This is a genomic window from Nonomuraea sp. NPDC049028 (assembly GCF_043197735.1).
Classification (GTDB): Bacteria; Actinomycetota; Actinomycetes; order Streptosporangiales; family Streptosporangiaceae; genus Nonomuraea.
In genome coordinates, this window is record NZ_JBICTR010000015.1 from 132,024 (window position 1) to 144,911 (window position 12,888).

The window sequence follows — 12,888 nt, forward strand, 5'->3', positions numbered from 1 at the left end:
GGCTGACCGCCGGCACCAAGCCGTCCCGGGCCAGACCGCACCACCCGAGATCCGCCACCGCCCGAAACCCCCATCGGGAGCCTCCACCACCGGGGGTCGGGTCCCGAAGGCTGAGGCCGCCGACCGTGATCGGTGGGCGGGGGTCAGTAAGGGTCGGTCAGCCGGAGGGACGGTTGGCCGGGGTCCGTCAGTCGTGGTCGGTGGGCGGGGGTCAGTAAGGGCCGGTCAGCCGGAGGGACGGTGGGCCGGGGTCCGTCAGTCGTGGTCGGCCGGAGGCGGCGGCCGGGGTCGATCGAGCGGCTCGGCCGGGGGCGTCCGGAGTCGGCCGAACGGAGCCGACTGGGGTCATTCAGGTCCGACGGCGGGAGGGACGGTTGGCCGGAGGCGGGCGGTCAGGTGCGCAGGAAGCTGTGGGTGTGGCCTACCGGCTCGAAGCCGAGCCGTTCGTAGAAGTCCTTGGGCCAGTCGGCGGCGTCGGCCAGCAGGAACACCAGCTCGCTGTCGGCCGCCTCGGCGAGCAGCGCCCTCATCAACGTGCGGGCGTGCCCCCGGCCCCGGTGGCGGTCCCCCGTGTAGAGGTCCTCGATCTGTGTGACGGCGCCGTTCCGGTAGATGTCGGCCCGCGCGGCGAGTTGGCCGTCCTCCGTCCGTACGGCGCGGAAGCCCACCGTGTCGGCGCCGCGCAGCCGCTCCTCCACGCGCCTGGCGAGCTGGTCGATGACGTCGTCGGTGGCCTCGGGCAGCGTCTCGCGCCAGCCGGCCCGGAGCGTGGGCAGCAGCGCGGGCAGGCCGAGGCGCTCCACGGGTGCCGCGTCGTGCGGGAACGCGCCGCGGAAGACCATGACCAGGTTCGTCTCGTGCGTGTAGCCCGCGGCCTCGAAGGCGGGCGCGTACGCCCGGCCCAGGCGGTCGTCGTCGACGTTGACCAGCCGGTGGGCGTACCCGGCGAGCACCTGGTCGGCCGCCTTCAGCGCCGCGCCGGGATCGTCGCCGGACCAGATGACGACCTTGTTGTCGTCGTACGAGCCGGGGTAGCGGTCGTTGAGGACGGCGAACCCGCCGGGCACCTCGACGGTCCGCCCCGCCTTCCGCCGGGCGAAGTCGTGCGCGAAGGCGACGCTACGGGCGAAGTCGTGCGCGAAGGCGGCACTACGCGCGGAGTCGGGCGTTAACCCGGCGCTACGGGCGAAGTCACCCTGAGACCCGGTATCCGCGCCGCCGAAACCGCCGGTCATGGGCGGGCCGCCGTGATGAAGCGTCTGATGAGGTCGGAGTCCTTCACCCCGGGCGCCACCTCGACCCCGCTGGACACGTCCACGCCCCACGGCGCCGCGGCGGCGACCGCCTGAGCGACGTTGGACGGGTCGAGGCCGCCCGCGAGCAGCCAGTGCCCCGTGGGGCGGCCGCGTACCGCCGCCCAGTCCCAGGGCTCGCCGGAGCCGGGGCGGGGCGCGTCGACGATGAGCAGGTCCTCGTCGTAGGCGCCGCAGCGCAGGTCGGCTTCGGCGTCGACGGCCCTGACCAGGGTGTGGCCGAGATCCTTCAGCGCGGTGAAGTCGCCGTGCGGATGCCGGCCGTGCAGCTGGACGCCGCGCACCCCGGAGGTGAGCGTGGCGGCGCGGACGGCCTCAGGGGTCTCGCCGCGGAACACGCCGACGGTGAGGACGTGGGCGGGGACCGCCGCGGCCAGCTCGGCGGCCCGCTCGGGGGTCACCTGACGAGGGCTTCGGGTCAGCACGAAGCCGATGGCGTCGGCGCCCGCCTCGACGGCGGCCGCCACGTGCTCGGGCTCGCTCAACCCGCAGATCTTCACGTACACACCGTCGACCCTAACGGCGAACGGCGGCGACCGGGACCCCCGGCGACCCCGAGCGGACGACCGCGACCAGGACCCCGCCAACCCCGAGCGGACGGCCGCGACCAGGACCCCGGCGACCCCCGAACAGCGCGCGGGTCAAGGGCCTCGGCCAGCGTGCGGGTCAGCTCAGGGGATCACCCGGGGGGCCGCCGCGGGAGTGGCGGAGGGGCTGGCGCAAGGGGTGGTGTACCGGGCGGAACGCCGCGTCCACCAGGCCGGTGCGGTAGGCGACGACGGCGGCCTGGATCCGGTTGCGCAGCCCCAGTTTGTCCATGGCGGCGGCGACGTGGGACTTGACCGTGGTCACGCCGACGCCCAGCTCCTCGGCGATCTCCGCGTTGGACAGGCCGGTGCCGACCAGCGCCAGCACCTCCAGCTCGCGGTCGGTGAGCCCGGCGGGGACCGGTACGCTCGCCGCCTCCTCGGCGGCCAGGAAGCGGGCGACCACCCGGCGCAGCACTGAGGGGGCCAGGAGCTGCTCGCCGGTCGCGGCCCTGCGTACGGCGTCGACCATGCGTTCTGGCTCGTCGTCCTTGACCAGGAAGCCGACGGCGCCCGCGCGCAGGGCGGCGTAGACGTTGGAGTCCTCGGCGAACGTGGTGAGCACGACGATCCTGGCGGCCGGCCGCGCCAGCAGGATCCGCCTGCTCGCCTCCAGCCCGTCGACCCTGGGCATGCGCAGGTCCATCAGGATCACGTCGGGCAGGTGGAGTTCGGCCAGGCGTACGGCCTCGGCGCCGTCCACGGCCTCGGCCACGACCTCCATGTCGCCCGTGACCTGCAGGAGCATGCGCACGCCCGCGCGTACCAGCGCCTGGTCGTCGGCGACCAGCACGCGGATCACGCGCCACCTCCCGTGAGGCCGCCGGTGAAGCGCTCGGTGACGCACCCCGTGCGCCCGACCACGTACTCGGTGGCGTGCAGCTCGGTGATGTGCGGGGCGGCGGTGGGCATGGTCGCGGTGAGCAGCCAGCCGCCGTCCTGGTCGAGGCCCGCGGTCAGCGTGCCGCCGAGCGCGCGGACGCGCTCGCGCATCCCGGCCAGGCCGCGGCCGGACGAGGGCAGGCGTTCGATGGTGGTGGGCGGGGAGCCGTTGCGTATGTGTACGGTCAGCCCTTGGCCGGCAGTGGTGACGGCGACACTCACCTGAGTGCCGGGACCGGCGTGCTTGAGCACGTTCGTGAGACCTTCCTGGACGATGCGGGCCGCGGAGGCGCGGGCCACGAGGGGGGCGTGCGCGGTGGCGGGGTCGAGCTCCAGCTCGACCTGGAGGCCGGCGGCGGTCATCCGCTCGGCGGACTCACGTATGAGGGCCGCGGGGTCGGCGGCCATGTCGGGGCCGCGGCCGGGGTCGCGCAGCACGTCGAGCAGCCCGCGCAGATCCTCCAGCGCCTGGTGGCCGGTCTCGCGGATGTCGGCCAGCGCGTCGGCGACCGGCCCCTCGGGGGCGGCGTAGCGGGCGGCACTGGCGCGCAGGACCATGGCACCCACGTGGTGAGCCACGATGTCGTGTACCTCGCGGGCGATGTTCTCGCGCTCGAGGAGCTGGTCGGCGCGTACCTGGGCGACCGCCAGCCGCGCCGACTCGCGCAGCCGCAGCCCCTCGGCCTCGGCGGCCGCCTGCCGTACGCCCAGGTAGCGGCCGATCGCGACGGGTGTGGTCACCAGGGCCATCAGGACGGCGACGCGGAACGCGGTGACCTCGGTCGAGTCCTGGACGATCGCGATCGAGGCGAGCATGGTGCAGGTCACGTAGGTGACCGTGATCCAGGCCCAGGAGGCGATCCGCATCGCGAACACGCAGAGCGCGATCAGCGTCAGGATCAGGCAGGTGGTGACCGTGTCGTTGAGATACTGGTCGGCGGCGATCAGCAGCACGCTCTGGAACATGAACACCAGTCCGGGAAAGCGCCGCGCGACGCCGAGGGAGAGCCCGCCCAGCACCGCGAGCAGTCCCACGACCCAGACCGGCTGGGTGCCGTTGTGCCAGTCGGTCCAGGTGCTCAGCACCGTGAAGGCCACTCCGCCACCGGCCAGCAGCACGTCCGGGGTGAGGTCGGCGTCCTTCAGCCGCCCGGCGGGGCCGCGCAGGTAGGCGCCGATGAGAACGGGCAGGGCGGGGACGAGCACCGAGTACATCCACGCGTTCGTGGTGAACGCGATGCCCGGGTCGGCCAGGTTGACCGCGGTCGCGGCGACGGCCACGCCCAGGGCCAGGCAGGTCGGCCGCCAGCGCGAGCGGTAGGCGACCAGGCCGACGGAGACGCAGAGCAGCATCTGGGCGGTGTTGGAGGTGAACGACCCCACCTGGTCGGTGAAGACGAGGAAGGCGGCCAGGTAGAGGCTCACCGCCAGGGGCGCGCGCCGGACCAGGCCCATGGGCGCGCCCACGCCCACGGCCATCGGGATCACCTCGTTGCCCGGCAGCAGGGCGGAGCCGCCGCCCTTGGCCGACAGCAACACGTCGAGAGCGGTCCCCGCGGCCGCGAGCACAAGGTCGAGCGGCACTCCACGCCATCGCATGCGCCCACGTTATCCGGGTGCCGCGCACCCGCCGGACCTACAGCCGGACCTACAGCCGGACCTCCCGCCGACGCCCGCCGCTCCTCCCGCCGGAGGAGGCGGTCTCCTCCAAGTGGCCGCGGCTTCGTCCCTTGGGGGGACGAAATCGGGGCGAGAACTCCCTTACGTTTGTGGTATGCCCAATGACACCGCAATGTTCCTCGGCCAGTTCCTGCGCGCTCCGGCCACCATCGGGGCGCTCGCGCCCAGCTCACGGTGGCTCGCGGCGGCGGTCTGCGCGCCGGTGCCGGAACGCGGCGAGCCGACCGTGGTCGAACTCGGCCCTGGTACGGGGCCCTTCACCGCCGAGATCCAGCGCCGGCTGAGCGGGCGCGGCCACCACCTGGCCGTGGAGGTCAACCAGTCGCTGGCGGCGTTGTTGGCCGAGCGGTTCCCCACCGTGGACGTCGCGAACGACGACGCGACCGAGCTGCGCCGCCTGCTCGGCGAGCGCGGCCTGCGGCAGTCGGACGTGGTGGTCAGCGGGCTGCCCTGGGCGGCCTTCCCCGAGGACCTGCAGCGCGGGCTGCTCGGCGCGGTGGCCTCGACGCTGAGCCCGGCGGGGGCGTTCACCACCTTCTCCTACATCCACGCCGTTCCGCTGAACTCGGCGCGCCGCTTCCGGGCGCTGCTGGCCGAGCGGTTCGAGGAGGTCGTGCGGGGCCGTACGGTGTGGCGCAACGCGCCTCCGGCGTTCGTGTTCCACGCCCGCCGGCCGCGACCCTGAACAGAACTTACTTCTACAATGGTGTGATGGATTTCACGCTTCCCGAAAGCGCCCTGGCCGTCCAGCGCGGCATCGGCGACATCTGCGCACGTTATGACCTTGATTACTGGCAGCGGTGCGAGGCGGACAAGCGCTGGCCGGAGGAGGTCTGGGCGGAGCTGGCCAAGGGCGGGTGGCTGGGTCTGGCCGTACCCGAGGAGTTCGGCGGGGGCGGCCAGGGGCTGCTGGAGCTGGCGGTGGCGACGGAGACGCTGGCCGCCTCGGGGGCGGCGGGCGGCTCGGCGTTCACGTACGTGCTGACACCCGGGTTCGGCGCGCTCACCCTGGCCAGGCACGGCACGGCCGAGCAGCGGGCGGAGCTGCTGCCCCGGCTGGCCACGGGTGAGGTGGAGACGTGTTTCGCGCTGACGGAGCCGGACGCCGGCTCCAACTCGCTGGCGATCACGACGGCGGCCCGGCGCGACGGCGACGACTACGTGATCAAGGGTCAGAAGATCTGGATCACCGGCGTGCAGCGGGCCACCTGGATGCTGCTGGTCACCAGGACCGTCCCGGCGGCCGAGGCCAGGCCACGTACGCACGGGCTGACCGTCTTCCTGGTGAACGTGCCGGAGGCGGTGGCGGCCGGGCGGCTGTCCTACCAGCCGATCCCGAAGCTCGGCGCCAACACGACGCCGTCGAACATGGTGTTCATCGACGATCTCCGGGTGCCCGCCTCCAGTGTGGTGGGGCAGATCGATCAGGGCGCGGCGGTGCTGTGGGACATCCTCAATCCCGAGCGGGTCCTGCTCGCCGCCTCCGCGCTCGGCGGGGCCGAGGTCGCGTTGCGGGTCGCGGTGCAGTATGCCAAGGAGCGCGAGGTGTTCGGCCGGCCGATCGGCGCCAATCAGGCGATCGCGTTCCCGCTGGCCCAGGTCAAGGCCAAGATCGAGCTGGCCCGCCTGATGATCTACAAGGCGGCGTGGTCGTTCGACCGGCGCCTGCCGTGCGGCACCGAGGCCAACATCGCCAAGCTCACCGCCTCACAGGCGGCGTGGGAGGCGGCCGACGCCGCGTTCCAGACGCACGGCGGGATGGCGTACTCGCTGGAGTATCCGGTGGCCAGGCTGCTCACGGACGCCCGCATCGGGAAGGTGGCGCCCGTGACGGAGGAGCTGCTGCTCAACTACCTCGCGACCCAGGTGCTCGGGCTGCCACGCAGCTTCTGACCGATCGACGGCACTGACCGACGTGGTGTGGCCGACGGTGTGGCCGACGGTGTGGCCGATCTGCCACGCGCACCAGCGACCGGCGCGGGCCGCGGCTTCGTCTCCCGGGGCGGCGTTCTCGGCCTCGGCGGACAAGCCCGATCCGGCACTGGTGCGGCAGCAGCCCTTCCACACCGTCCAAGGGTCACGCCTACCCTGGGCGCGCGGGTGAAACCGCAGGTCAGCCGAACTCCGGTGACCGTTTCTCGCGCACCGCCCGCACACCCTCCACCACGTCGGGGCCGCTGAAGCCGAGAAACTCCATGGCCAGCGAGGCGTCGAAGGTGGGCCCGGCCATGCGCAGCCAGTTGTTCAGGGAGTATTTGGTGAGGCGGATGGCCTCCTGGGAGCCGGCCGCGAGCCGCACGGCGATCTCCATCGCCTTGTCGTGCACCTGGTCGTCGTCGACGCACAGGCTCACCAGGCCCATCCGCTCGGCCTCCGCGCCGGTGACGGGCTCGCACAGCAGCAGGTGGTATTTGGCCTTGGCCAGCCCGCACAGCAGCGGCCAGACGATCGCGGCGTGGTCGCCCGCCGCGACGCCGAGCCTGGTGTGGCCGTCGATGATGCGGGCGGTGCGCCCGGCGACGGAGATGTCGGCCAGCAGGGCGACGGCCAGCCCGGCGCCCACCGCGGGCCCCTGGACGGCGGAGACGATCGGCTTGGCGCAGTTGAGCACGTTGTAGACGATGTCGCGGGCCTCGGCGAACACGCGCAGCCGGGTGGCGTGGTCGCGGGTCATCTCCTCGATCATCGACAGGTCGCCGCCGGCGGAGAACGCCTCGCCCTCTCCCCTGACGACCACCGCCCGGACGGAGTCGTCGCGGTCGACGTCGCGCCAGATCTCGGCCAGCTCGCGGTGGCCGGTCATGTCGACGGCGTTGCGCCTGCGCGGCTCGCTGATCGTGATCCGCAGCACGCCGTCGGCGGGCGTGTCGATCTTCAGCTTCTCGTACGCGTTCCGGTACGTCACAGAGCCTCCCGCAGCCGGTCAGCCACGTAGTCGCGGGCCTCCACAGCCTGGTCGAACAGGCCGGGCAGGCCGAAGAAGCCGTGGATCGCCCCGTCGAACCTGCGCGTCTCGACGGGCACCCCGGCCTCGGCCAGCCGCGCGCCGTAGCGCTCGCCGTCGTCGCGGAGCACGTCGTACTCGGCGGTCACCACGGTCGCGGGCGCCAGCCCGGCGAAGGACGGCAGCCGCAGCGGGGACAGCCGTGGATCCGCCGGGTCGGCCTGGCCGGCGTAGGTGCGCAGGAACCACGCGAATTCCTCGGCGTCGAGGCCGAGGCCCGTGGCGAACTCGGTGTGGCTGGGGGAATCCATGGCCGCGTCGAGCGCCGGATAGATGAGCACCTGGTGGGCCAGGTTCAGCCCGGCGTCGCGGGCCTGCCAGGCGGCCACGGCGGCGAGGTTGCCGCCGGAGCTCTCGCCCATCACCGCGACGCCGCCGTCGCACTGGTAGAAGGCGGGGCGGGCGAAGATGTCGCGCACCACGGTCCAGGCGTCGTCGGCCGCGGCCGGGAACGGGTGCTCGGGCGCCAGCCGGTAGTCGACGGAGACGACCACCGCGCCGGTGCGGATGGCCAGGTCGCGGCCGAGCGCGTCGCTGCGCTTGATGCCCCCGGTCACCCAGCCGCCGCCGTGGAAGAAGACCACCACGGGCAGCGCGCCGTCGCCCCGGTCGGCGCGGTAGACGCGGATGGGCACGTCCTCGGCGCTCTCGTCGCGGACGAAGGGCAGGTGGGTGAGCGGCCCGCGCTGGGGCGCGAGGCCGTCCTGGTTCCGGGCCTCCTGAATCTCGGCCAGGTCCATCCCGGCCGGGCCGGGGCCGGGATCGGACATGTAGCGCTCGACGAACTCCTGCGCCTGGGGGTGCAGTGGCATGATCGAAGCCTAGCGGGCCGCCTCCACGAGCGCGTCGAAGAGCCGTCCGTCCTCGGCCCGCTCCGGGTGCCACTGCACGCCGACCCCGAACCGGTGGCCCTGCAGCTCGATGCCCTCGACGATCTGGTCCTCGGCCCAGGCCACGGCCAGCAGCCCGTTGCCGAGCCTGCGTACCGACTGGGTGTGCGGCGCGACCACCTCGACCTTGTCGCCCACCGCCTTGCCGAGCTTGCTCGACACGCTCACCTGGATGACGTGCGGCGTGCCCGGCTCGGCGTGCCGCTCGTTGTCGAGCACCTCGGGCAGCCAGGGGATCAGCGTGCCGCCCTGGGCGACGTTCAGCACGTGCATGCCGCGGTCGATGGCCAGGATCGGCACGTCGGCCTGTACGGCGGCGCGGGCCAGGGCCAGCTCGAACCGGTCACGGTGTCCCTGCGCCTCGGGCACCCGCTCGTCCTGTTCCTCGCCGTAGGCGCTACCGCCCACCTCGACCCCGCCGGCCAGCACCACGCCCCGCAGCCCTCGTACGTAGTCGTCGATCGCGTGCAGGTTCAGCGGCGGCAGCACCACGGGGGCGCCTCCGGCGCGCTCGACGGCCTTGGCGTAGGACGGGGGCGACAGCACCGCCTCCCGCACCCAATCGCCCCAGCGGGCGGCTTCGAAGTAGGCGGTGATGCCGATCAGCGGTCGGGACATGCGATCTCCAGGGTGCCTGGTGGAGTACGTGCCGCCGCCGGTGGTGACGACGGCCGCACGCCCATCATGGCGTAGACCATTTCGGTTATGTCACCTCTCCTGAAGATCCCTGCTGCATAAGGGGTGATTACCGCACCGTGAGAAAGACCGGCAGCTCCGCCGCGGAATTGGAGAACAGGGACGGTACGGGGACCAGCGCCGCGGACGGAACGGCCAGCGACAGGCCCGGATAGCGGCGGAAGAGGGCGGGCAGCGCCTCGGTGGCCTCCAGGCGGGCCAGCGGGGCGCCCAGGCACAGGTGGGGACCGCCGCCGAAGGCCAGGTGCCTGCGCTGCTCGCGGGTGATGTCGAAGCGCGCGGCGTCCTGGCCGTGGTGCGCCTCGTCGCGTCCCGCCGCGCTGTACGGAGCCAGGATGGCCTCTCCGGCGGGGATGGTGACGCCGGCGATCTCGATGTCCTCCAGCGGGTAGCGGGCCATGAAGTTGCCGATGGGCGCGTCCCAGCGCAGCGTCTCCTCCACCACGGCCGACCAGGTCTGCTCGCCGCCGGCCACCGCCAGCGCGCGCTGGTCCGGGTGGGTGAGCAGGGCGCGGGCGCCGTTGACGATCAGGCTGAGCGTGGTCTCGTGCCCGGCGGCGAGCATCAGCCACATCGTGCCGACCAGCTCCTCGTCGGTGAGCCGCTCCGGGTCGTCGCGCTGGGCGGCGATCAGGTCGCTGATCAGGTCGTCGCCGGGCTCGGCGTGCCGCGCGGCGACGAGCCGGTCGAGCAGCAGGTAGATGTCGCGCTGGGTCTTGAGCACCTCTTCCGGGGCGGTGGTGGAGCGGAAGATGCTGTCCACCAGCTCCCGCAGCTCCGGGCGCTCCTCCTCCGGCACCCCGACGAGCTCGCAGATCACCTGCATCGGCACTGGGTAGGCGAAGTGCTTGCGCAGGTCGACGGTCCCGTCGGCGGCCGCGTGCGAGGGCAGGTCGTCCAGCAGCCCGCCGACGATCCCGGCGATGCGCGGCCGCATGCTCTGGACGCGGCGCGGCGTGAGCGTCTGGGTGACGAACTTACGCAGCCGGTGGTGCTCCCGCCCGTCGGCGGTGACCATGTTGGTGACCTTGACCATGCCGATGAGCGGCCAGTCGTCGGTGATGCGGCCGTCACGGACGGCCGTCCAGTTGTGCCAGTCCTTGCTGACCCTGCGGTCGGTCAGCAGGTCGGCCAGCAGCGCGTGATGGGTGACCGACCACGCCTCCACGCCGCCCGGCAGGACGACGCGGACGACGGGGCCCAGCTCCCGCAGCCGGGCGGCCTCGCCGTGGTGGTCGGTCCCGGCGGGATCGAGGGTGACTACAGGGATCATGAACGGTCTCCAAGCGCGCGGAAGTGGACGGGCAGCGAGGCGGGGCAGCGGGTCCACGGTGACGGGTGCGGGGTCAGCTCCGCGGCGTCCACGGACAGGCGCACGTCGGGCAGCAGGTGCAGGGCCGTCTCCACCGCGGTGCGGGTGATGAGCCGGGCGGGGACGGGCGCCGGGCAGACGTGCGGACCGGCGCTCCAGGCCAGGTGGGCGCGGTTGCCCAGCTCGATCTCCGTCGCGCCGCCGTGGACGCGCGGGTCGTCGTTGGCCGCCCCCAGGCCCAGGACGAGCGCGTCACCGCGGGCGATGCGCCGGCCGCCCAGCTCGGTGTCGCGCAGGGCGTATCGGGCGGGCATGTTCGTCATGGGCGGGTCGCGCCAGAGCACCTCGTCCAGCGCGTCGTCGACGCCCAGACGGCCGCCGCGCACCCGGCCGGCGAAGCGCGGGTCGGTCAGCATGAGCCGGAAGGTCTGCGCGATCCACGTGGTCGTCGTCTCCTGCCCGGCGGAGATCATCACCACCATCGACTGCAGCACCTCGGCCTCGTCGCGCAGGTCGGCGTGGGCCAGGAAGTGGCTGGTCAGATCATCGGACGGGGTCTCCTTCCTGGCCCGCAGGAGGCCGCCGAGTATCTCCTCGAACTTCTTGTTGCCGGCCTGGGAGTCCTCGGCGCTGCCGAACAGGGCGCGCAACGCCGCCAGCAGCTCATGCCCCTGGCCGGTGTCGAGGCCGAACAGGCCGGCGATGGCCAGCATCGGGACGACGGCCGCGTAGTCGCCCACCAGGTCTGCGCCGCCCCGGTCGGCGAAGCCCTCGATGAGCTCGCGGCACATGGACTCGACGGAGCGGCGCATGCGGCGCTGGTCGATCGCGGCGACCCCGTCGTCGATCGGGCGGCGCAGGCGGCGGTGTTCGGCCCCGTCGGCGCCGATCACGTTGGGCCGCCAGAACATCATCGGCCCCAGCCCCGAGTCGGGCGGCACGACGCCCTCCTGGAACAGCCGCCAGTTGCGGGCGTCGCGCGAGTACAGCTTCTCCTGCCGGGTGATGGTCAGCAGCTCGTGGTAGCCCATGACCAGCCAGGCACCGACGCCCGGCTCCAGCTCCACCCAGGCGACGTCGCCCCATTCGCGGCGCAGCCTGCGGAAGACGCCGCGCGGGTCGGGGCAGGTCGTGGTGGCGGAGAGGGGGATCATGAAGGGCCCTTCTGCAGGGCGAGCGCGTGCTCGACAAGGGTGATCAGCGCGTCCACCGAGGAGGAGCGGCTCCTGGCGTCGCAGTTCACGATGGGCGTGCCGGGCTCCAGGTCCAGTGCCTCCCGCAGCGCCTGCGCGCTGTGGTCGGCGGAGTCGGGGAAGTGGTTGACGGCGACGGCGAAGGGCAGGTCGCCGCGGAGTTCGAGCTGGTCGATCACCTCGAAGCTGCCCTCGATGCGGCGGGTGTCGACCAGGACGAGCGCGCCCACGGCGCCCTCGCCGAGGCCGGCCCACAGGTCCCAGAAGCGCCGCTGGCCGGGCGTGCCGAACAGGTAGAGCGCGGTGTACGGGCTGAGCGTGATGCGGCCGAAGTCCATGGCCACGGTGGTCGTGGTCTTGCCCTCCAGCCCGGCCAGGTCGTCCACGCCGACGCTGGCCTGCGTCATGGTCTCCTCGGTGCGTAACGGCTCGATCTCGCTGACCGCGCCGATCATCGTGGTCTTGCCGACACCGAAGTCGCCGACCACGAGGATCTTGACCGCCTGCTGCACGGTGTCGGGCAGGTAGCGGTCAGCTGAGCCGGCGGAGCCCATTGAGCACCTCCTGGAGGGTCGTCAGGTCGGGACGCCCGGCCTCCGGGATGCGGGAGCGGGCTATCAGGTGGCCGGAGTCGACCAGGTCGGAGGCTAAGATCCCGGCCACGCTCAGCGGCAGCTTGAGGTGCGCCGCCGCCTCCGCCAGCGACAGGAGCCGCCCGCACATGCGCAGCAGGTCACGCGCCTGGCGGGTGGCGGAGGGCGGCAGGGGCTTACCGGCGTCGGCCACGACGAGGAGGGTGTCGAGGCCGATGGTGTTGCGGGTGGGGCGGGCCCGGCCCTGGGTCAGTACGTAGGGCCGTACCGCGCTGTCGTGGTACTCGCCGCTCATTGCCGCGCGGCCCGGCGTGCGGGGGTGCTGAAGTTCCTCTCGCCGATCTTGATGACCTGGGCCTGCATCTGCTGCGCGATGAGCCGCGGGTCGACCACCGGATCGGTGATGACCACCAGGTGGGAGCCGGATCCGGCGGCGCGGGCGAACAGGAAGCCGCCCTCGAAGCCCACCATCAGCTCCCTGACGGCCCTGTTGCCGCCGCCGAACTCGCGCCCCACGCTCTGGGCCAGCGACTGCAGCCCGGAGCAGGCGGCCGACAGGCGGTCGGCGACGTCCCTGTCCGTACCGGCCGAGCGGGCCTTCAGCAGGCCGTCGGAACTGAGCACGACGACGTGGCGGACCCCGGGGACCCAGACGACCTCGGCGATCATCCAGTCCTGATCTTGGTGCATCGGTACCCCGTTCGTCATCTGTCGTTGTCCGTCATCCGCCGTTGTCCG

Annotated in this window: 14 protein-coding genes; 2 read left to right on the forward strand and 12 right to left on the reverse strand. The window is 72.8% G+C overall.

Features of this window, described 5'->3' with window-relative positions:
- Positions 1 to 392 precede the first annotated feature (392 nt).
- The 4 genes from ACGFJ2_RS48160 to ACGFJ2_RS48175 all read right to left on the reverse strand — a co-directional run bounded on the left by ACGFJ2_RS48160 (position 393) and on the right by ACGFJ2_RS48175 (position 4,381).
- Positions 393 to 1,235: a GNAT family N-acetyltransferase gene (locus tag ACGFJ2_RS48160; protein WP_357953012.1), complete on the reverse strand. Its 843-nt coding sequence runs from the start codon at positions 1,233 to 1,235 to the stop codon at positions 393 to 395.
- The gene (locus ACGFJ2_RS48165) at positions 1,232 to 1,819 is read right to left on the reverse strand and encodes a phosphoribosylanthranilate isomerase (RefSeq protein ID WP_358194683.1); all 588 of its coding nucleotides are present in this window, start codon (positions 1,817 to 1,819) and stop codon (positions 1,232 to 1,234) included. The genes ACGFJ2_RS48160 and ACGFJ2_RS48165 overlap by 4 nt, the downstream gene beginning before the upstream one ends.
- Positions 1,820 to 1,979: 160 nt before the next feature.
- Positions 1,980 to 2,702, reverse strand: coding sequence for a response regulator transcription factor (locus tag ACGFJ2_RS48170; protein WP_357953016.1), 723 nt, complete (start codon positions 2,700 to 2,702; stop codon positions 1,980 to 1,982).
- Positions 2,699 to 4,381: a sensor histidine kinase gene (locus tag ACGFJ2_RS48175; protein ID WP_393480121.1), complete on the reverse strand. Its 1,683-nt coding sequence runs from the start codon at positions 4,379 to 4,381 to the stop codon at positions 2,699 to 2,701. The genes ACGFJ2_RS48170 and ACGFJ2_RS48175 overlap by 4 nt, the downstream gene beginning before the upstream one ends.
- 175 nt (positions 4,382 to 4,556) lie before the next feature.
- Here ACGFJ2_RS48175 and ACGFJ2_RS48180 point away from each other — a divergent pair, with 175 nt between their 5' ends.
- A complete protein-coding gene (locus ACGFJ2_RS48180; protein WP_393480124.1) occupies positions 4,557 to 5,147 on the forward strand; it encodes a class I SAM-dependent methyltransferase in 591 nt (196 codons plus the stop codon).
- Positions 5,148 to 5,173: 26 nt separating this feature from the next.
- The gene (locus ACGFJ2_RS48185) at positions 5,174 to 6,355 is read left to right on the forward strand and encodes an acyl-CoA dehydrogenase family protein (RefSeq protein WP_358194697.1); all 1,182 of its coding nucleotides are present in this window, start codon (positions 5,174 to 5,176) and stop codon (positions 6,353 to 6,355) included.
- Positions 6,356 to 6,575: 220 nt separating this feature from the next.
- On the opposite strand, the gene ACGFJ2_RS48190 is transcribed toward ACGFJ2_RS48185, so the two are convergent.
- The 8 genes from ACGFJ2_RS48190 to ACGFJ2_RS48225 all read right to left on the reverse strand — a co-directional run bounded on the left by ACGFJ2_RS48190 (position 6,576) and on the right by ACGFJ2_RS48225 (position 12,840).
- A complete protein-coding gene (locus ACGFJ2_RS48190; RefSeq protein WP_393480128.1) occupies positions 6,576 to 7,367 on the reverse strand; it encodes an enoyl-CoA hydratase/isomerase family protein in 792 nt (263 codons plus the stop codon).
- Positions 7,364 to 8,278, reverse strand: coding sequence for an alpha/beta hydrolase (locus ACGFJ2_RS48195; RefSeq protein WP_357953025.1), 915 nt, complete (start codon positions 8,276 to 8,278; stop codon positions 7,364 to 7,366). Before ACGFJ2_RS48195 ends, ACGFJ2_RS48190 begins: the two co-directional genes overlap by 4 nt.
- A 9-nt stretch (positions 8,279 to 8,287) precedes the next feature.
- A complete protein-coding gene (locus ACGFJ2_RS48200; protein ID WP_357953026.1) occupies positions 8,288 to 8,974 on the reverse strand; it encodes a gamma-glutamyl-gamma-aminobutyrate hydrolase family protein in 687 nt (228 codons plus the stop codon).
- Positions 8,975 to 9,101: 127 nt separating this feature from the next.
- Complete coding sequence (locus tag ACGFJ2_RS48205; RefSeq protein WP_393480131.1) at positions 9,102 to 10,325, reverse strand: cytochrome P450; 1,224 nt, start codon at positions 10,323 to 10,325, stop codon at positions 9,102 to 9,104.
- Positions 10,322 to 11,518 (reverse strand): cytochrome P450, encoded by a 1,197-nt coding sequence (locus tag ACGFJ2_RS48210; RefSeq protein ID WP_357953029.1) that lies wholly within the window; start codon positions 11,516 to 11,518, stop codon positions 10,322 to 10,324. The genes ACGFJ2_RS48205 and ACGFJ2_RS48210 overlap by 4 nt, the downstream gene beginning before the upstream one ends.
- Positions 11,515 to 12,111 carry an ATP/GTP-binding protein gene (locus ACGFJ2_RS48215; RefSeq protein ID WP_357645266.1) on the reverse strand — a complete coding sequence of 199 codons (597 nt, stop codon included), beginning with the start codon at positions 12,109 to 12,111 and terminating at the stop codon, positions 11,515 to 11,517. Before ACGFJ2_RS48215 ends, ACGFJ2_RS48210 begins: the two co-directional genes overlap by 4 nt.
- Entirely contained in the window at positions 12,089 to 12,445 is a 357-nt protein-coding gene (locus tag ACGFJ2_RS48220) for a DUF742 domain-containing protein (RefSeq protein ID WP_357953033.1), read from the reverse strand. The genes ACGFJ2_RS48215 and ACGFJ2_RS48220 overlap by 23 nt, the downstream gene beginning before the upstream one ends.
- Positions 12,442 to 12,840, reverse strand: a complete 399-nt coding sequence (locus ACGFJ2_RS48225; protein ID WP_357953035.1) for a roadblock/LC7 domain-containing protein — start codon at positions 12,838 to 12,840, stop codon at positions 12,442 to 12,444. The genes ACGFJ2_RS48220 and ACGFJ2_RS48225 overlap by 4 nt, the downstream gene beginning before the upstream one ends.
- Positions 12,841 to 12,888 lie beyond the last annotated feature (48 nt).